This window comes from Caldicellulosiruptor naganoensis (genome assembly GCF_026914285.1).
Lineage (GTDB): Bacteria > Bacillota > Thermoanaerobacteria > Caldicellulosiruptorales > Caldicellulosiruptoraceae > Caldicellulosiruptor > Caldicellulosiruptor naganoensis.
In genome coordinates, this window is sequence record NZ_CP113864.1 from 2,088,490 (window position 1) to 2,106,910 (window position 18,421).

An 18,421-nucleotide genomic window follows, 5' to 3' on the forward strand; every position below is an offset into this window, starting at 1 on the left:
TTGTCTGTACTCATCAAAAGAGGTGATGTAAAAACCCCTGATAATTTTGTCAAAGTCTAAATCCTTATTTCTTATTATAGTAAGCTCTTTACAAATGTTGCAATGTCTTTTTCGCGAATGTTCAGCTCAACATCAAACAAATTTATCAGCCTCAATTTATTATAGCTTTTTACTATATTGTGTATGGTAAGCTTTCCATGAACAAATCTATTTTCCTGCATAGAACGTCTAATGAGGCTGAGGTATTTGTCGTCTTCCAATATCTTCATTGCTTTTTCAACATGCTCGATATTCTTATCAATTGTCCTCAAAATGGAGTTTCTTACCTTCTCATTTTTGATAAGATCTGGATTTTGCTTTATCTTTGTAAAAACTGAATACATATTCCTTGCGGCAATTCTGTCTTTGGCGTAAGAGGCTTTATACCTTGCACCAATTGTAGATAAAATATTAGTGGAAGCTGCATGGAAAGTGTTTATAAACTCTATACAATTTGAGATTTTTTTCTCATTGATTTCTACAGGTTCTTTTTTGAAGTGTTCAATTAACACATAAAGTGATTTGTCAAACCTCAGGTAAGGGCAACCATCTTTTGTTGAGACAATCTTTTCAAAACTAACAAATTTATTTTCTTTCAAATGCTCTTGGCAATGATAAATAAAAACAATCTCTGCAGGAGAAAGTTTTATCTTTTTAGCAATATACTCTGCTTTTGTAGTTTTTATCAAAAATTCATTTTTCAGTTGTTTCATATTCTTTATATTCATCCCATATTGAATTGAGATAATATTTTTCAGTGCCAAATCATCTTCCCTTCCACGATCTTACTTATTATCATCTCCTTTCTTGTCTGTGTTTCAATTGCACCTTTTAGTCTTTTGAGATAGTATTTCTCACTCCATGGCCATTTCTCAAAGTAGTACTGGAATCCAACCTGCCATACTTCTTGTGGGAAAAGCATCAAAATCTAAAATACTTCAAACCAAAATTTTTGAGGAATATTCATTTCTTTTAAAAGTTTCAGATAAAATTTAAAAATATTAATATCCCTGTCATTCGTTTTTAAAATCCTAATACCCAAGTTCACAAAATCGTGAACATCGTAATCAAAAACAGCATAATCAAAGTCTATAAGATAAACATTGCCGCAAGCGAAAATAAAATTATGATGAGCAGGGTCGTGGTGGACAAGCACTTTTTTGTTGAGCATACTAAAATAAGAGCCTATCTTTTTCATATATAGCATATGCACTGAGCAAACCTGTCTTCAAATTTTTCACAAGCTTTTAAGAAATACTTATCAAATGTACTACGTCCTTCTTTTTGATGTATAATATTCTTAATTGCCTTTATTTGTGAATATTTATTTTGAAAAATCTCCTCATAACAAGGAAGATGCATCCTGCTTTCCCTCTCTGCCAAAGACTTTGTCACTTCATGAAGATGGTGCAAGATTGCTACAACTACTTTCAAATCAGAAAATAGTTTGTAAGCAGCAGCCCTTCCATCAATCCATTTACACAGAAGATAAACTATCCCAAATTCATCTAAAAAATAAAAGCCACCGTCTACTGTCTTTTCAAATTCAATCAGGTGGCCTTTAAATGATGTCCTTTTTCAGGTGTGAATATAAACTTAAGATAAAATCCACATGCCATTTGTCCACTTTACTCAGTTTCAAAAAATATTCTTTTTTATCCCTTGTTTGAACAAAATATGCATGGGTTTTAATTGGCTCCACTTTCTTTATCCTGATAGAATAATTTTTCTCAACTAGCTTAAAATTTATACCCTCCATGAAACTTTAGCTTTTTAAAATTATATAGTTTCAATTTCATTATATGGCTGGCTTTTTATTTTTGTTAATCAAAAAGCACTGTATACTTTTCAGCAAATCTATATGGATGATAAGACATCTTCGCTTTTCTTATTCCTTCTTTCCCCAAGTCCTCTTCTCTGTTGACAAATTCAAAGTCTTGCCAGAATTCTACTAAGAATTTATTGTTAATAAAAGCATAAAGTCCTTCTATGTCTGGGTCAGCTTTTTCGATGTGAATCACAACTGTATTTTGATTTAAAGGCTCACCAAATGTAAACGCCTTTATTCTTCCATCAATAAAAATTACCATACCTTGATACGAAAGCCTATCAAAGTTCCTGATTGCTCTTTCAATTGCCAGCTTCTCGAATGTAAGACCAATATCATTTTGCCCGTTTTTCTTCTCATACCATTCACATTCAAAATCCCAGCAAAGCTTAACAATCTCATCATCAATCCTTTTCCACTCATAATTATTGCCGTAAAGACGTAAAAACTTGTTTATATGATTCTTTTTTGCATGATACTTTTTACCTTTAAGTTGTACCAAATCCTGGACTCTGTAGACATAGTCTGAAAGGTCTCTTTCGAATATACTCTCAAACTTCATACCACACTGAGTCAGCATATCAATGGTCTTTTTAGATGCTCTTTTCAACATGAACTTATAACCTTGCTCCTCAAAATATCTCTTTACTTTTTCAATCACATTTGGAAGTTTATCAATGCTATTTCCAACAGGGCCATGTAAAAATGGTGGCTGGTTGTAGGGTTTTGCCATGATTAGTAAAAACTCATCTTCTTCTGTAAAGTGAATATCGTAAAAAGGGTCCCACATAAAAAGGTTTGTAAATGTTAGGTCAGCAATTTCAGGTTGAAAAATTTTAAAATATTCGTCAAAAATTTTTTTGTGGGAGATATCTATTTTATAAAATTTCATACTTTTACCCCCATATCGATACAAAAATTTTGAATAAAATTCAAAGAGAATATATAATATCATATAGAATACTTTTGTAAAACAGAGGATTCAAAAAATGGTTACTTACATAGTGCTGTATCCACTTTATTTTTTAAAGGTGTTTTTCCTTGTAAGTTTGATACTAAGTCTGTTTGGCGTATGTTACAACCCCAAAAAGATATTAGTTGTAAGTTTTATACAGGCACTGTGGGATACCATTGTGTTTAACAACGGAATCAATCTAATGCTGGGTTTAATCCTCATGACAGTTTGCTTGATACTTTTATATATCATATATCTAAAACTTCTACCCTTATATGGTATCATTTTAGGTCTACTTTCGCAATCATTATGTCTTGCATTAAAGTTTGGAGGATATTCAATAATTAGCACCATTGCTTATAATCTATCGCTCACACCATCTGTTCTTATTTGTGATATTGTCACATTGGTAATAGAAATAATTATCATGAGTATTATGTTAGCAGTAGTTAAGAGTAAGAAATATTTCTTATTCGACATCTGCAAACTACTTCCAATTACATCCGAAAAAGGGAATGAAGCTGGCTATGAAGAAAAATGAGCAGACAAAATTTTTACTTGCAATTCTCTTTCTGCTATTTCTAATTATATTCCTGCTTATATACTCAATCTATTTTGTCAACACAGAACTTATAAAACACCTTAGAATCCCTCTATGGCAGAGAATACTTGTTATATACTCATTTACTTTGCTTGCAATCTTGAACTTATTCACCGTCAAAATTCTTTTTTCGGCACTGAGCACACTTAAGGCAACCCACATTTATAGAGACAATATAAAATCATTGGACAACTTTATAAACATCTTAAGAGCTCAGCGGCATGAATTTAACAACCATCTTCAGATAATCTGGGGACTTATTTGTGTTGGAAAATACGATGACGCTGTGCGCTATATTGAGCAAATTAGCGAAAATCTCAAAAGTACATCAAAGTTTTATGGGCTTGGGTGTGCAGAGCTTTCGGCTTTGATATTCGCAAAAAGTTCTTTGGCTCAAAAATACGATATAAATTTTGAGTTTCATTACAATGTAGATTTTAGCAATCAAAAGTTTGACTCAATGGACCTCATAAATATCTGTGGTAACCTCATTGACAATGCTTTTTATTATGCCAAGTGCTCATTTTCAAAATATGTGCTTCTTGAGATAAATGATACAGGAAGTCAAATTGAAATTCTTATTACAAACTCTGGTTCATACATTGATGATTGCAAAAAAGAAAAGATATTTGAGTTTGGATATTCAACAAAAAATTCAACTGGATTAGGACTTTTTATTGTAAAGTCTACTGTTGAAAAATATGGTGGCCAGATCGAGGTCTTCTCAGAGTATAAAAACTACGATAAACATGAAAGAGAAGGATACACAACATTCAAAGTAATTTTGCCAAAAAAAATATAACCTCTTCTACTCATTTGAAGAGGTTATATTTTTTTATCTTTAAACTTTTATTGTTTTCAACTGGCGGAGAAGGAGGGACTCGAACCCTCGCGTCGGTTTTACCCGACCTACGCCCTTAGCAGGGGCGCCTCTTCACCACTTGAGTACTTCTCCGCGTGGCTCAATAGACATCTTTTATTATAGCCTAAATATTTTCTCTCGTCAAGGCTGAACAATCACTTTTAGCTGTTTTTCATACCTCTTGTTAAGAGCCTGAGAAAGCTCTTTTAAGGAAATTTTATGAGTTATTAGATGCTTTAGATTAATTTTTTTGCTTTCAAGAAGTTCAATTGCTAACTTTTGCGTAAACGGATTTACAAACGACCAATAAACCTTTGCCTCTTTTTTGAACATCTCAAAGGGGTTTATTAAGACATTTGTCTTTGGTGATGGCACAGAAAATACAAGTAACTGTCCTCCTTTTTCAAGCTTTTCAAATGCCATCTCAATACTCTCTTTTGTTCCTGCACATTCAATTACAATGTCAAATCTTTCGTCAGTACTTTCTTCAATTATATCCTTTATACCCTGCCCTTTTGCAACCTCTTTTCTAAAGTCATCTATCTCATATCCATATAAATTGTAAACGCCATAAAGTTTCAAAATCTCAAGCATAATAAGACCAATTGGACCAAGACCAATTATCAGTACCTTATCAGTTGCCTTTATTTCAAGTTTTTCAATTCCATGGAGGCAGCAGGCAAGAGGTTCTGCCAATGCTGCCTCCTCAAAGCTTATGTCTTCAAACACAATTGCTTGCTTTTCAGGAACAACAGCATACTCTGCAAATCCACCATTTAAGTTTACACCCAACGCTAATAAATTTTCACAAAGCTGAATCTTCCCACTTCTACAGAATTTGCATACCCCACAGTAAATATTTGGGTCAATACTTACTTTATCGCCTATCTTAAAAAGAGAGCTTTTTGTCTCAACCACTTCCCCGCAAAACTCATGCCCTAAAATGACAGGGTGCGTGACTTTTGCAGAACCTTCTTCACCACTAAATATGTGCACATCTGTGCCACATATTCCACAAGCCTTGACCTTTACCAAAATTTCTCCTTGCTTCAACGGTGGTAAATCAATCTCTTCTACTTTCAGATTCTTTTGACCATAAAATACCGCTGCCTTCACTTTTTTACCCTTCTTTTTTGAGTAAAGAACTTTTTCTATTTTAGAGTTTAACACTTTTTACTCTAATTTTTCAATCGAATTTTATCTTTTCCTTATTGAACTTTGCAACGCCAATTACAGTGTCTGCCCCACCATAGTAGACCCAAACCTCATCGCCAACCTCTGCATGACCACAGCTAAAAACAACGTTTGGTATGTATCCATCAACTTCCCAAGAAAGTTCTGGCTCTAATATTGGCTCAGAAAGTCGTGATAGCACTTTTGTTGGGTCATTTGCGTCCAATAGTACCGCACCAAGCCTGTAAACATTTTTATTGTCAGCTGCATGGTATATAACAAGCCATCCAAACTTGACCTTGATTGGTGGTCCTGCAACGCCTATTCGGCTGCTCTCCCATGAATTTTCACGTACTGTCAGTATTTCCACATGGTCTGTCCAGTGAATCAAATCATCTGAAAATGCAAGCCACATATTTGGATATCTTCTGTGGAACATCACATACCTGCCATTTATCTTTTCTGGGAAAAGAGCTGCATCCTTGTTTGGCTCGTCAAGTGCAACTCCCATTCTCTCCCATTTAATTAGGTTGTTTGACTTTGCAATCATTATCCTAAAATCGCCATCATACCTTCCACCAAAGCCGGTGTATGTCATGTAAAATGTCCCATCAATCTCCACAATCCTTGGGTCCTCTATCCCTCTTCTTTCTTGTTCATTCTCGGCAACCATCACTGGCTTGTCAAGCCTGTAAAAGTTAATACCATCTGTTGACACTGCATATCCAATTGTTGAGACATACTCTCCATAATTCTCGTGAGGTGGAATGTTAGTTGCCCTGTAAATTAGATGAAATAGCCCTCTGTGATAGATGGCTGCTGCATTGAAAACTGCTGCCCTTTCCCATTCATTCTCCTCTTTTGGTCTTAGCACAGGTTTGTCTGTCACTCTTTGGAGTTTGAACATAAAAGTGTCTTGCGCCCCCTTTTGTCTTTCAATCAATTTTTCTTTTGGATTTATCCTCACATAATTTTAATTGAACTCTTGAAAATTGCAATTGAAAAAAAATCCTGTCTTTCAATGAACTTTTTTTTGGAAATTGATTTGTCATGGATGAACAATAAAAAGCCTCCTTGTTTGTCAAGGAGGCAAGGATATCTTTTACAGAGTTTTTAGTCCGCAAGCACATAAACTTTTACACGTCGCACACCAAACTTGTACGCATCTTTCTCTACAAATACGTCTATTCTGTTCCCCTTTATTGCCGAACCTGTATCAAGAGCTGTAGCAAATCCATAACCCTCAACATAAAGCCTTGTGCCAAGCGGAATTACACGCGGGTCAACCGCAACAACACCACGCCGAACTCTGTGTCCTGTTGCTGTTTTGCCATAGTCAGGATGTTTCGGGCTTTTTCCTGTGTCACTTGGCGAAAGAGTATAAGCTGTTGCAATCATAGTGTAAACCTTTTTGTACCTCACAATTTCGCCTCTTGAGGTCTTAAACCATCTTATTGCTCCAACTTCAACAATTCTCGGCTTTGGACTTTTCACAATCTTTTGTCCAATTAGCTTTCTCTCAACCTCTTTACCATCTTCCATAACAACCCTGAACCTTTTTTCAAGTACCCCATTTTGACCCTGTTGGACAATTCTATGCTTACCATAGTCCATACTATAATTTGTTTTCGTTATCGTAGGAAATGGTATATTTTGCTTTTCAACTACTATCTTTTCACTTACACGTGTAATTTTTATCACTGCGGGCTTTTCAAGCACCTGAGACAGCGGCAGATTTACCTTGTCTGCTTTCCCAATAGTTATACCTGCTTTTTTGATGGCATCTTCAACTGTACCAGCTGGGATATATACCACCTTTTCACTATCGTCTACCAAAATCTTTACTTCAAAAGCTCTTTTTATAACAATCTTAGTATTTTCATCAATCTTTGCATCTAAAGCCGGGCTAACATAGTCATCTTTTGTTACAGTAATTCCATTTTCTTCTAAAACTTCTTTTACTGTTGATTTGATTGTTTTATAGTAAAAGGTCTTGCCGTCGATTGTCACACTTACCTCTTTTATCAGTGCCTGGGCTGTCATTGCGCCAAGCAGGATGGACAAGACAAATACAATGACAAAGGCAAGGATAAGCTTCTTTACGTCCCTTGGCTTTGCCACATGGCACTTGATTATACTCATAACCAACCTCCTATAAAATGGAGTTTTTTGTTCTAAACTTCTTTGTTATTTTAATTTAAAAAAATTTTTTTGTCAAATGACCTGAAAAGTCAAGAAATTTTCTTAACTTTCACACCTTTCATATTTGAATTTTGTACCTTTTGACCACACATTATACACAAATTTTATTAAGTTTTACTCAATAAATTTCCTATTGATTGGCTGCCTCTACAATTTTTTATTTTCTCTGTTTATTCTATGAAAAGAGGATTAAAATAGATATATGAAAAGAGTTTTTTCAAAAGAGATGATGTAGGTTATGATTGGCCTTTTAAAATACCTTGTTGACAAATATGGCATTATCGGAATATTTTTGATTTTGCTGATTGAAGGGCTTGGAATACCTTTCCCAACCCAAATAGCCTACTTTGGGGCAGTTGCACTTTTAAACCTTAAAAAATACAACCCTTTTACATTGATTATGGTAATTTCTCTGGGAAATCTTTGTGGCAATCTCATAATAAATTTGCTTCTAAGAAGCGGCAGAAACTCCATCGTAAACCTTTTTGAAAAACTACTTAGAATAAAAAAAGAAACTCTGAGCTCTGTCAACAACTTCTTTGTAAAGTATGGAATATTTGCTGTGCCAATTGCAAGAATAATTGGTGTGCCGCGCACACCCGTAATTTTTTTGGCCGGAATTAGCAAAATGAATTTTTATGAATATGTCATCTCCTCATTTATTGGTGATACAATCTGGGCTACCTTTTATGTTTATTTTTACTGGTACGGATTTAGCTTTTTTAAGCTTCTGTATGAAAGAGATATAAGCCTTTTCTGGGCTGCAATTTTTTTCTTGGTCGCCGTTGTAGTACTGGTGTGGACAATTGTTTTAAAAATTTTAGCAAAAAAGAAAAAGGTGTAAGGCTAAAAACCTCACACCTTTTCTATTTCTCTTCAAGAAGTTCTGGAATTGTCACATTTGAGATTCCACCAGAGAGATTGTATACCTTTCTAAACCCGTTTTGCTGCAAAATATTTTGTGCTATGTTGGAACTAACACCACTGTTACAATAAACAATTATCTGTTTATCTTTTGGAAGCCGATTCATCTTTTGATATATCATTTCAAGCGGAATATTAATTGCACCTTTTATGTGCTTCTTCTGATACTGATCAGGTGTCCTTACATCAAGAACAACAAAGTCCTCACCGTTTTTCATCTTCTGAAGAAGCTTTTCCTGTGTGCAGTTAAACTTCCTTTTATCAAGAAAATTCGACATAACCATCCCCACATAGTGAACAGGGTCTTTTGCGGACGAAAACGGTGGTGCATATGCCAAATCAAGCTGAAATAGGTCATCCACTGTAAGACCAGAGTATATTGCAGTAGCCAATACGACAATCCTCTTGTCAACCCCTTTTGTACCTACAATCTGGGCACCTATGATTTTTCGTGAACTTAGTTCTGCCAAAGCCTTTATAGTCATCTTTTCAGCACCAGGATAAGCTGTTGAGATGTGCGGCTTTGTAACGTGCCCAACCTCATATTCAATCTCCTCTTGTTGCGCCATTTTTTCTGTATACCCTGTCTGGCCAACTGTTAAATCAAACACCTTAAAAATAGAAGTTGCTAAGATCCCGTTGAACTTTAAACTTCCGCCTGTTGCGTTCTCCCCTGCAATTCTTCCCATTTTGTTAGCTGTTGAACCAAGAGGCATATACATGGTCTTACCATTTAGCTTGAATTGCACTGCTGCACAGTCACCCGCCGCAAAGATATCCTCTATGTTTGTTCTCATGTATTCATCCACTTTTATCGCACCATTTTGCAAAAGTTCAATGCCAGAGTCCTTTAAAAACTCTGTATTGGGCTGCACACCAACAGAAATTAAAACCAAAATCAGCAGGAACTTTTGAATTATCACTCAAATAGGCTGCTTTTACCCTGTCATTCCCTTCTAATTGAACCACAGAAGTACCTTTTTTAATCCGAACTCCTTTTTGCAAAAGATACTCCTCAACAAGCCTTGCCATATCGCTATCAAGATTTGGCAAGATATTTTCTTGTTTTTCAACAATCAAAACTTCCATACTCAGGATAGAAAACGCCTCTGCCATCTCAAGTCCTATATATCCCCCACCGACAATTAGGGCTTTTCTAGGTCTTGTTTTTTCAATATACTCCTTTATCCTGTCAGCATCTTTTACATTTCTGAGCACAAACACTCCATTTAAATTTACACCTTCCACAGCTGGCAAAACAGGGCTTGCACCAGTTGCAATTATGAGCTTGTCAAACTTGTCTTCAAAGAGGATACCCGATGATAGGTCCTTTACAAATACTGACTTTGTCTTCGTATTCACTCTCAAGACTTCATGATTCGTCTTCACATCCACATTGAACTTCTTAAAATATTCTACATTTCTTGGAACAATACTTTTTCTATCTTTTATCACTCCTGAGATATAATAAGCCAAAGAGCAGCCAGAGTATGAGATGTCTGTGTCTTTGTCATAAACCACAATCTCAGCCTTGTCGTCATTTCGTCTTATTTTCATCGCAGCTGTCATTCCGCCTGCAACAGCACCAATTACAATATACCTCATCTTTCAAAACGGCCCCTTTCAAAACTTCAATTTCAACTTTAATATACCCTTTTGAATTACAACCCAAAACAATTTTGATTGTAAATTTTTACCTTCAAAATATTTTTACAATTTCGCAACAGAAAACACCAATTTACGTGGGATAATATTAAATGAAAGAACCTAAATCAAAACAAAATAGAAAGAGGTGATAGGTGTGAAAAAATTTAAAGTCATTGTGGGAGTTGTGCTAATCGTAGCCTTAATCTTAAGTGTAAGCCTTGCATTTGCAGGAGGAAGCAAAGCTATAAAACCAGCCACTTTAAAAGCTTCCTTAACACAGCTCTGTTTTGGAGGGCAAGGCAAAGGTTTTGGTGTGGATCTTAATATCAGCAGCATCATTGAAAATATCTTGGGAATGAAAAAAGAGGACATTCAAAAGCAAATCCAAAGTGGAAAGACATTCTTGGACATCCTAAAAGACAAGGGATTGACACTTGAACAGTTCAAATCAAAACTTTTAGATGCAATCTATAGCAAAATTGATGAGGCTGTAAAGAACAACAAGATTACAAGTGAACAAGCAAACACGCTCAAGCAAAATTTCAAACAAAAACTTGAGAGCTGGAATGGCACAACTCCATTCTTCGGCTTTAAACCCAAAGCTTTTGGCAGAGGATTTGGAAAAGGATTTTTCGGGCTTGATATGATGAGCGACATTGCATCAGTGCTTGGTATGACAAAAGACAATCTTTTGAACGAACTCAAAAATGGAAAGACATTACAAGACATTCTAAAAGCAAAGAATATGTCAGAGCAAGATTTCAAAAATAAGCTAATTGCACTTGAAAGCTCCAAGATAGATAAACTTGTGACAGATGGTAAAATAACAAAAGAGCAAGCTACTCAGATGAAAGAGGCTATCAAAAACAAGATTACAAACTGGAATTTGTCAAAAGGATTTGGATTTAAAGGCATGGGTTTTGGGAAGATGCGCGGTTTTGGTGGCAAATTTAGAAGCTTTGGAGGTTGGCAAAATCATAATCAGAACAATAACACAAATAGCTCAGCACAAAATCTCACTTTCTAAAACATAAAAAAAATATAAATGGTCTGGGAAGTTTGCTGTTCCCAGACCATTTTTTGTTAAAAATCATAAAAACAAGAACCACCAATAAACTCACGTATGATTGACTGTGGCGGAATCTCACGCTCATCATCAACAGAGAGTATAAAGCTCAAAAAATGTAGAAGTCTTTGTGCTTCAGAATACTCTTCATCTTCTTTTGTGATTGTTTTTAAAAGCGGCACAGCATATTTCTTTAAAACTGCAAGTTCATAAATTAGTGCAGAGTTAAACATGCTATCGGCCATCTCCTGGTATGGAAAGATATTTTTCTCCTCACCATTTCGCACAGATGGCCACATTGAAATTGTCCTTTTTGCAGAAGCACCTCTTGTTCGTGCATCTCTTACAATTCTCCTAAGCAGTCTATAGTCAGTTGTCTGAATTCGGTTGTGCTTATCAAGGTTCAGATGGGTAAGTGCACTTACATATATCCTGAATTTGTTTTTATCATCAATCATAGGTGTAAGCCTGCTATTTAGCCCATGAATTCCTTCAATTATGATGATATCATTTTCCTCAAGTCTTACCCTTCTTTGGAAAGTACGTTTCCGGTTTATAAAATCAAATTTTGGCAAAATCACCTCTTTGCCTGAAATTAAGTCCTTTAGCTGCGCATTGAAAAGTTCAATATCAATTGCTTCAATTGACTCATAGTCAGGCTTGCCATTTTCGTCAAGTGGCACTTTGTCTTCATAAAAATAATCATCGAGTCCAATGTAGACTGGGTTCTTACCATTGACCTTAAGCTGTATTGCCAGTCTTTGTGCAAACGTCGTCTTTCCTGAAGATGACGGCCCGGCAATCAAAACCACTTTAATATCTGGATTTTGAGAAATCTCATCAGCAATGTATGCAATCTTCTTTTCATGAAGAGCTTCTGACACCCTTATAAACTCTCTAATTTTCCCGCTTGCAATCACTTCATTGAGTTCACCGACATCTGTTACTTTAAGTATTCTACCCCAATTCTTGTATTCGTTATATATTGCAAATAATTTCTTGTTCTCAACAAACTCCTGGAATTTAAATGGATCAGACTTGTCAGGATAAAGCAAAACCATACCATCTTGGTATCGAATCAAATCAAAGATTTTTAAATATCCTGTTGATGGCACCATGTGTCCATAAAAATAGTCAACAAAGTCGCCACAGTAGTAGATGTAAACATGTTCGTTTTCAGAAAATCTTATAGTTCTTGCCTTGTCTAAATATCCTATGCTTTCAAAAAGCTTTACTGCCTCTTCTTTTGTAACCTTTTCTCTTCTGAAAGGAATGTCTTTTTCAATTATCTCTTGCATCTTTTGCTTTATCAAAAGTACATCCTCATCACTCAGTTTCCTGTTTTCAACTTCACAATATAACCCTTTTGAAAGTGAATGCTGAACATTCACAGCTTCTTTAAAAAGAGTTCTTGTTGCCACAATCAAAACAAAAATGAGGCTTCTTCTGTAAATTCTTATTCCGTCTTCTTGTGTCATATCAATAAACCTTATTTTGCAGTCTTTTGAAATTACATACTTTAGTTCTTTTATCTCATTGTCAACCTTTGCAGCAACAATCGGTGATTTGAAAAGTCTTTGAAATTTTGGAACCAAATTAATAAGCATAGTACCAATTGGAACTTCCTGATATTCATTTATATCTGCGAAAAATATCTTGGCGGTGTCTTTTCTTTCCTGCATCATTTAATCTCCCCTTTGTTTTTCAATTTTTCCTCATACATTCGCATATCTGCAATCTTCAATAGCTCATCAAGGCTTTGTGTATCATCAGGATAAACTGCAACACCACAGCTAACCTTTATTTTTATCGGAAGTTGATTCTCTGACTCTTCCTCGATTAGCTTTTTTATATTTTTAATTCTATCTTCTATAGCTTCTTTACTGCAGTTTTTAAATATCACTGCAAACTCATCCCCACCAAACCTTGCCGGAACGTCAGTTTTTCTTATATTGTCTTTTATAATCCTTGCTATCATCTTTATTGCCTTGTCACCTACCGCATGACCATAAAAGTCATTAAGAAGCTTTAAATTGTCCATGTCAAAGAAAGCCAAACAAAACTTGCCACCATACCTGTCACATGAAAGTGACTCCATAATTAGTTCTTTTATAAAATACCGCCTGGTGTAAAGACCTGTAAGTTCATCCTCTGCTGATAGGTTTTTTATCTTCTCTATCCTCTCTATTTGTGCCAAAAGCGCCTGAGAAAAGTTCTTAAAAATCAAAAGTCCATCTTCAATCTCAGTATTTAGTTTAAATCTTTTAATGCTTGTATAGCAAATTAAAAGAGCAATAATTTGATTTTGCCTATAAACAGGAACAACTACAGCATTTTTGTATCTGTGCAAGAAGGAAAAATTTTTATCGTTCTCAAATTCACCAATCTCGTTTAATCTTGATATGCTCAAAACCTGAATGTTTTTTGCCATGTCAAAATACTCTCTATTTACTTTCAACTTTCTCTCTTTTTTATCAACTTTCTTGTCATCTTCACCTTTTGTGGTGACGAGAATAAAATTGTCTTGGTCTTGGCAATAATAAAAACATATTTTGGAAAAAATCTTAGAGTATATTTCATATATAAAATCTACAAGAAGATCAAAACTCTTTTTTAGGTCCAGCTTTTCTTCCAAAACCTCTCTGCTGAACATAGAAAGCTGACGCAAAAATCTAAACTGGCGCAATGTAATGTTTAAAAATATTGCAATAAATAGATACAAAAACGCCAAATTTTGTACTACTTCCACAAATACAATGCCGCTTCTCTTTGCCGCAGGCAATATCCCTTCACTAATTGCAAATAAAATGAGAAAAACTTTTAAACTTTTTAATTGCCTGAGGTTAGCATTTGTTATGAACAAAACAACAGAGATTATAATTCCTATTATAACTAAAATTCTACAAAACTTATACAAAATTATACCAACAGTTGGAGATGTCAAAAACAGCTGCTCTTTTGAATTGTTTATACTCTCTAAAGCCCAAAGTCCAAATAACACTAATATAATATTAATAGGAATTGAATACCTTGCCAATACATATTTTATTCTTTCTCCAAACAAAGAAGAGAAGATTAAAGAGTATACAATTAAAAGCTTTATAAATAAGTTCAAGAAAGCCATTCCCTGCAGAGAGTCTACATTATCTATAACCTCTCTACTCAAACTCAAGACATATATAAACTTTAAAGCAGTAAGCGAAAGAAATATCTTACCAAAGTTATAAAGTAAAGTATTTTTAAGCTCATTGCCTAATGTAAGTGAGATTATAAATATCCCAGTTATTGCAACAAGTCCAACAATCTCAAAAGATTTGTAGAGGTAAAACTTAACCATTTCTCTTGAAATTCTCACATTAGCAAAGGCAAACATAGGTGAAAAAACAAGACTAATTATAAAAACAAAGCCAAAAATCCTTTTCATATCAAATACCCTCGTTAACATAAAACTTTCCCCTATATTATTTATTCCCTTGCAAGGTGCATGTGATTTAATTATACTTCATTTTATCGAAAATTTAAAAGGGAGACTTTTTAAAATCTCCCTCTTCTTTTCTCCTTCTTTACATTTTCTTTTCACTCTCACAAACATATATTGCATCATTTAGTAATACATAATTACAAATTTCAAATATGTGGTGCCCTTCTTTCAGAACATCATACAATAATATTTTTTTTGCAGCAGGTCAATGAATCAACCCAATCTTTGAATAGAAAATAATTCAAGAAATTCTTTTTCACTGAGCTCACATCAATGAACAAAACTTCGTAATCAGCCACGGAAAATGGATGCAAACGTTTGGAAAAAGAAGTTTTTTAAGCTTCAAGTAAGTTTTTTCGTCACCGAAAAATGAGAACTCTTCAAGTCTCATCAGATGGGGCAACACCAAAATACTTGAGACAAGATGAGCTTCGCCGATGTAAGGCTTCAGAACTGCTGTCATTTGGGAGGTCAAGAGTTGTTGCCCTTCTACAACTATCATTTGTAACTTATCTTCCCTGTGAAAACCTTCGCTATATTTTTCTATATTATATTCTATAAATAAGTATGTGTCAATAAAATTATTAACTTTTAGATTAATCTTCCTGAAAAAGAGAAATAATAAATGGCTGTGCGGCCAGCTTCGATATAACCCTCCTGGTGATATAGTAAGCCAGACAGGCTCCTGTCATGCACCCCTGCGGCACACGCGAAAAAGCTGCTTACCGTTGCTTCCTTCCGGACCTGGCGGGGTTCACAGCCTTCGCGTTGCGCAGGACACAACCATCCTCGCCCCCGGCTTACCCTCAATGCCAACAGGGTTATACCTCATGCTGGCTATTCGACCCCGCTGTAGCGGATTGCGGGTTACAGGGCACCGCTACCTCCCCGTCATAGCACAGCCAAATCTTTATTTTGAGTTTTTAAAAGGTTTCTCTACAAGGTAAATTATACTCTCAAAATGTATCAAAATCAACCGTAAAAAATTTACTCACCGTTTGCTTGGGTCAGCCATACATGTGCAAGCTCAAGCGCTTTGTACAGGTTCTCTGCCTCACCTTTTTTAACAACTCTCTCTTTTACAGTAAGCTTTGGGTTGTTTATCTGAAGCTCAACAGAAAGTGGTGATGAGATTTTATAACCCCTGTACTCTTCCGTTCCTAAAACCACAAGCACAGCAACAAATCTGTCGTTTGGTCGTCCATAGTGAATTAGGTTATTTTTTATCTTATAAACCTCTCTACCTCTATATTTAAAAACCTCAGGCAAATGCATGGCAAAATCATCTCCTAAATTTAGTTTTTTCATAAAACTCCCATAGTGGATATGATACTAAACTTAAAGCTTTATTTCAAGCATTTTAGACAAAATTCTTTTTCCGCTTAACTAAGCTTTCCCGTATTTCATATGTCACATCTCTATTCAACGGCTCTGGAAGAATGATAAAAATCCCTTCACCTTTTTTAGCCCTATTCATTGCTGTTGAAAACAGTTCTACAACATCTTTAAACGTTTTTACCTCTTTGTATATAATCCTCTCTCTGTCCTCTATAAAATCTACTACACCTTTCTTGCTTTGGTCACACACAAATAGCAGTTTATTAATACCTATTTTCTCAAGATTTTCAACCAAAATTTTAATATGCTCTTTCTTCTGAATATCGTCAATTACAACCTTAACACCATTGATATCAAAAATATTGAACTTGCCGGGGTTTTGATGAGAGTCATTTTTGTATTCAATTAAGTACCTGTATATAATCTCAGGATCAACACTGTAAAAATAAAGTGCTGCCACAACCTGTAAAATATTCTCAATTGCAAATTTTAGCCTTCCATCATATGAATATGGAATTTCTTTTATGCTGCAAAATCCAAATGTTTCATCCCCATCAAAGATTGTGATGGTATCATCTTCCAAATACACACAAGGCTTTCTTAGCTCAATATGAGCCAAAAGGTCTGGATTGTCTGACTTTGCAGAGGTAAATATAGTTTTACACTTTACTTTGTTACTGTAAAGATATTTGAAAGGATCAGTTGCATTTAAAACAAGATATCCATTTTCCTTTATGCTTCTTGAAAACAGTATATTTCTTTCAATTTGGCTATTATCCAATGTATTTGTAATTATTCCTACAAAAGGCTCTATTTCTATTTCTTCAATTACAGATGTAGGATTGAATTCAATGAGTTTTATATCTGAGTTATCTGAGATACTTTTGAGATAAAAATTTTCTATCTCAGAATCTATTGTAACCTCAACACCACATCTTTGAAAAATGTATCTTATAATCTGCAAAACCGTAGATTTACCGATTGTTCCTGATACAGCAATAATTGGCACACTCGGGTTTGGCATCTTTTCAAAGTATACATCCAGAATTGCGCCATACACATCTACATTGCAGTTTTGAGAAAATACTCTCAAATCGCTATTTACCTCTAAATCTACGATATAGCCTCCGATAGCGGTATACGGTAGAGAGATATTCTTCTGTGACAAAATCTAAAACTGCAAACTGATATCCAAATTTTTCTACAGCATTGCAAAAAAGTTGTTGATTTGGATATGCTACCTTCTCTGTTACGTCCTCCACAATACAGCCGTTTTTGAAGTTTGTTGCCTCTTTTAAATACACTTTCATTCCACGTGGCAAAATGCTATCGAGATTAAAACCCTGTTTAAGTATGTTTTTTTGAATCTGCTTATTCTGCCTCTCTGACTCACTTAAAAGCTCAAAAATCTTCTTTTTACCATCACCTATAATATATGGCGATGTTCTTTTTACAGCTGCAAGCATCTTCCCATTGACAACTAAAATTTTATACGCATTCCCTAGAACAAACCTTTCTACAATTACCCTGCTTTCAACATTTTTGACTGCATTGAAAGCCTCTATTGCCTGCTGGTTTGTTCTTATATTTACAAAATTAGGTGAGTTTTTATTTGCTCCTTTTATTGAAAGTGGAAAGCCAAGTTCTTTTATAGCTTGTACAAGCTCACTTTGTGTGAATACAATACTGAAGCTTGGCGTGGGAAAACCATTTGTTAGTAAGATTCTTTTTTGAAGTTCCCTGTCAAAAGACAAATTCAATCTTGCAAAATCCTGATCGCTCAAAAGACCAGAGAAAACTTTTGCCCACTTTCCTTCACCCAAAATACACATATCTGTAAAGCTAACTCTTGTAAACCTTATACTTCTTTTTTGACATGCATTTTTCAAAAGTCTTGTGTTAGGACCAAGCTTAGTTTCAATGGTAAGCTTTTTGAGTCTTAATATTCTATCTTGGCAATCTTCAATCTTTAGATTGTTCTCTACAATCTCAGCAGCAAGTTCTATGACATGAGAGATTATCTTGGGATTGTCATGTTCAATAAGCACTCTTACTTTATCTGTCTCCTTTATACAATCATAGTAATCAATGAGGTTATACCCAATTAGATTTTGAATCTGGATACAGCAGCTTGCAAACCTCTTTGCTATATCAACATCACATTTTGCATCTATTACTGCTATTTTCTTGTCTGAATAAATATTTCTATTGTTATAAATCTTTACATTCTCAATTTTCATAGCCCTTAAAAATTCTATCCCCCTTTTTTGCATCAATTTCTATATTCAGTATTCTTCCCGCAAAA

General features: G+C 34.9%; 18 protein-coding genes, 1 tRNA gene, 1 other RNA gene and 1 pseudogene. 4 read left to right on the plus strand and 17 right to left on the minus strand.

The annotated features are described in order from the left end of the window. Positions 1 to 74: 74 nt before the first annotated feature. From OTJ99_RS10440 to OTJ99_RS10450, 5 genes are all read right to left on the minus strand, one after another. Positions 75 to 803, minus strand: coding sequence for a protein kinase family protein (locus tag OTJ99_RS10440; protein WP_235374981.1), 729 nt, complete (start codon positions 801 to 803; stop codon positions 75 to 77). Next, positions 794 to 961 carry a hypothetical protein gene (locus OTJ99_RS12555; protein WP_307735182.1) on the minus strand — a complete coding sequence of 56 codons (168 nt, stop codon included), beginning with the start codon at positions 959 to 961 and terminating at the stop codon, positions 794 to 796. Before OTJ99_RS12555 ends, OTJ99_RS10440 begins: the two co-directional genes overlap by 10 nt. Before the next feature lie 6 nt (positions 962 to 967). After that, positions 968 to 1,237, minus strand: a complete 270-nt coding sequence (locus tag OTJ99_RS12560; protein WP_307188772.1) for a hypothetical protein — start codon at positions 1,235 to 1,237, stop codon at positions 968 to 970. After that, positions 1,234 to 1,473 carry a hypothetical protein gene (locus tag OTJ99_RS12565; RefSeq protein WP_307188771.1) on the minus strand — a complete coding sequence of 80 codons (240 nt, stop codon included), beginning with the start codon at positions 1,471 to 1,473 and terminating at the stop codon, positions 1,234 to 1,236. The genes OTJ99_RS12560 and OTJ99_RS12565 overlap by 4 nt, the downstream gene beginning before the upstream one ends. A 389-nt stretch (positions 1,474 to 1,862) precedes the next feature. After that, positions 1,863 to 2,759: a DUF2156 domain-containing protein gene (locus OTJ99_RS10450; protein ID WP_045166280.1), complete on the minus strand. Its 897-nt coding sequence runs from the start codon at positions 2,757 to 2,759 to the stop codon at positions 1,863 to 1,865. Between the two features lie 97 nt (positions 2,760 to 2,856). Here OTJ99_RS10450 and OTJ99_RS10455 point away from each other — a divergent pair, with 97 nt between their 5' ends. Continuing rightward, positions 2,857 to 3,363: a hypothetical protein gene (locus tag OTJ99_RS10455; protein WP_045166279.1), complete on the plus strand. Its 507-nt coding sequence runs from the start codon at positions 2,857 to 2,859 to the stop codon at positions 3,361 to 3,363. Next, positions 3,350 to 4,225: a sensor histidine kinase gene (locus OTJ99_RS10460; protein WP_045166278.1), complete on the plus strand. Its 876-nt coding sequence runs from the start codon at positions 3,350 to 3,352 to the stop codon at positions 4,223 to 4,225. Before OTJ99_RS10455 ends, OTJ99_RS10460 begins: the two co-directional genes overlap by 14 nt. A 61-nt stretch (positions 4,226 to 4,286) precedes the next feature. On the opposite strand, the gene OTJ99_RS10465 is transcribed toward OTJ99_RS10460, so the two are convergent. The 4 genes from OTJ99_RS10465 to OTJ99_RS10480 all read right to left on the minus strand — a co-directional run bounded on the left by OTJ99_RS10465 (position 4,287) and on the right by OTJ99_RS10480 (position 7,600). Then, a tRNA-Ser gene (locus OTJ99_RS10465) sits at positions 4,287 to 4,378 on the minus strand. 48 nt (positions 4,379 to 4,426) lie between these two features. Next, a complete protein-coding gene (locus OTJ99_RS10470) occupies positions 4,427 to 5,401 on the minus strand; it encodes a zinc-dependent alcohol dehydrogenase family protein (RefSeq protein WP_045166424.1) in 975 nt (324 codons plus the stop codon). A gap of 70 nt (positions 5,402 to 5,471) precedes the next feature. Continuing rightward, complete coding sequence (locus tag OTJ99_RS10475) at positions 5,472 to 6,365, minus strand: glycoside hydrolase family 130 protein (RefSeq protein ID WP_045166423.1); 894 nt, start codon at positions 6,363 to 6,365, stop codon at positions 5,472 to 5,474. Positions 6,366 to 6,571: 206 nt separating this feature from the next. Continuing rightward, positions 6,572 to 7,600: a ubiquitin-like domain-containing protein gene (locus OTJ99_RS10480; RefSeq protein WP_045166277.1), complete on the minus strand. Its 1,029-nt coding sequence runs from the start codon at positions 7,598 to 7,600 to the stop codon at positions 6,572 to 6,574. Between the two features lie 298 nt (positions 7,601 to 7,898). On the opposite strand from OTJ99_RS10480, the gene OTJ99_RS10485 reads away from it, so the two are divergent. Then, entirely contained in the window at positions 7,899 to 8,504 is a 606-nt protein-coding gene (locus OTJ99_RS10485) for a DedA family protein (protein WP_045166276.1), read from the plus strand. Between the two features lie 22 nt (positions 8,505 to 8,526). On the opposite strand, the pseudogene OTJ99_RS12570 reads toward OTJ99_RS10485, so the two are convergent. Further along, a pseudogene (locus OTJ99_RS12570) lies at positions 8,527 to 10,189 on the minus strand (FAD-dependent oxidoreductase). Between the two features lie 196 nt (positions 10,190 to 10,385). On the opposite strand from OTJ99_RS12570, the gene OTJ99_RS10500 reads away from it, so the two are divergent. Beyond that, positions 10,386 to 11,258 (plus strand): hypothetical protein, encoded by an 873-nt coding sequence (locus tag OTJ99_RS10500; protein ID WP_045166275.1) that lies wholly within the window; start codon positions 10,386 to 10,388, stop codon positions 11,256 to 11,258. Between the two features lie 56 nt (positions 11,259 to 11,314). Here OTJ99_RS10500 and OTJ99_RS10505 read toward each other — a convergent pair whose 3' ends face one another. From OTJ99_RS10505 to OTJ99_RS10535, 7 genes are all read right to left on the minus strand, one after another. Continuing rightward, the gene (locus OTJ99_RS10505; RefSeq protein ID WP_235374980.1) at positions 11,315 to 12,982 is read right to left on the minus strand and encodes a nucleoside kinase; all 1,668 of its coding nucleotides are present in this window, start codon (positions 12,980 to 12,982) and stop codon (positions 11,315 to 11,317) included. Continuing rightward, positions 12,979 to 14,721: a GGDEF domain-containing protein gene (locus OTJ99_RS10510; protein WP_083943588.1), complete on the minus strand. Its 1,743-nt coding sequence runs from the start codon at positions 14,719 to 14,721 to the stop codon at positions 12,979 to 12,981. The genes OTJ99_RS10505 and OTJ99_RS10510 overlap by 4 nt, the downstream gene beginning before the upstream one ends. Before the next feature lie 322 nt (positions 14,722 to 15,043). Continuing rightward, a complete protein-coding gene (locus OTJ99_RS12575; RefSeq protein ID WP_307188770.1) occupies positions 15,044 to 15,280 on the minus strand; it encodes a hypothetical protein in 237 nt (78 codons plus the stop codon). 127 nt (positions 15,281 to 15,407) lie between these two features. Next, positions 15,408 to 15,680: signal recognition particle sRNA large type (gene ffs, locus OTJ99_RS10520), an RNA gene on the minus strand. An 85-nt stretch (positions 15,681 to 15,765) separates the two neighbouring features. Next, a complete protein-coding gene (locus OTJ99_RS10525) occupies positions 15,766 to 16,086 on the minus strand; it encodes a hypothetical protein (RefSeq protein ID WP_235374979.1) in 321 nt (106 codons plus the stop codon). A 52-nt stretch (positions 16,087 to 16,138) separates the two neighbouring features. Beyond that, complete coding sequence (locus OTJ99_RS10530; protein WP_235374978.1) at positions 16,139 to 17,284, minus strand: hypothetical protein; 1,146 nt, start codon at positions 17,282 to 17,284, stop codon at positions 16,139 to 16,141. Continuing rightward, positions 17,214 to 18,356: a hypothetical protein gene (locus tag OTJ99_RS10535; protein ID WP_235374977.1), complete on the minus strand. Its 1,143-nt coding sequence runs from the start codon at positions 18,354 to 18,356 to the stop codon at positions 17,214 to 17,216. The genes OTJ99_RS10530 and OTJ99_RS10535 overlap by 71 nt, the downstream gene beginning before the upstream one ends. Positions 18,357 to 18,421: the final 65 nt, after the last annotated feature.

Excerpts from the sequence above, each read along its gene's own strand:
- OTJ99_RS10510 (WP_083943588.1), bottom strand. The coding sequence starts at position 14,721 with ATGAAAAGGATTTTTGGCTTTGTTTTTATAATTAGTCTTGTTTTTTCA.
- OTJ99_RS10450 (WP_045166280.1), bottom strand. The coding sequence starts at position 2,759 with ATGAAATTTTATAAAATAGATATCTCCCACAAAAAAATTTTTGACGAA.
- OTJ99_RS10475 (WP_045166423.1), bottom strand. The coding sequence starts at position 6,365 with ATGTTCAAACTCCAAAGAGTGACAGACAAACCTGTGCTAAGACCAAAA.
- OTJ99_RS10455 (WP_045166279.1), top strand. The coding sequence starts at position 2,857 with ATGGTTACTTACATAGTGCTGTATCCACTTTATTTTTTAAAGGTGTTT.
- OTJ99_RS10535 (WP_235374977.1), bottom strand. The coding sequence starts at position 18,356 with ATGAAAATTGAGAATGTAAAGATTTATAACAATAGAAATATTTATTCA.
- OTJ99_RS10485 (WP_045166276.1), top strand. The coding sequence starts at position 7,899 with ATGATTGGCCTTTTAAAATACCTTGTTGACAAATATGGCATTATCGGA.
- OTJ99_RS12555 (WP_307735182.1), bottom strand. The coding sequence starts at position 961 with ATGCTTTTCCCACAAGAAGTATGGCAGGTTGGATTCCAGTACTACTTT.
- OTJ99_RS10505 (WP_235374980.1), bottom strand. The coding sequence starts at position 12,982 with ATGATGCAGGAAAGAAAAGACACCGCCAAGATATTTTTCGCAGATATA.
- OTJ99_RS10480 (WP_045166277.1), bottom strand. The coding sequence starts at position 7,600 with ATGAGTATAATCAAGTGCCATGTGGCAAAGCCAAGGGACGTAAAGAAG.
- OTJ99_RS10460 (WP_045166278.1), top strand. The coding sequence starts at position 3,350 with ATGAAGAAAAATGAGCAGACAAAATTTTTACTTGCAATTCTCTTTCTG.
- OTJ99_RS12560 (WP_307188772.1), bottom strand. The coding sequence starts at position 1,237 with ATGAAAAAGATAGGCTCTTATTTTAGTATGCTCAACAAAAAAGTGCTT.
- OTJ99_RS12575 (WP_307188770.1), bottom strand. The coding sequence starts at position 15,280 with ATGATAGTTGTAGAAGGGCAACAACTCTTGACCTCCCAAATGACAGCA.
- OTJ99_RS10525 (WP_235374979.1), bottom strand. The coding sequence starts at position 16,086 with ATGAAAAAACTAAATTTAGGAGATGATTTTGCCATGCATTTGCCTGAG.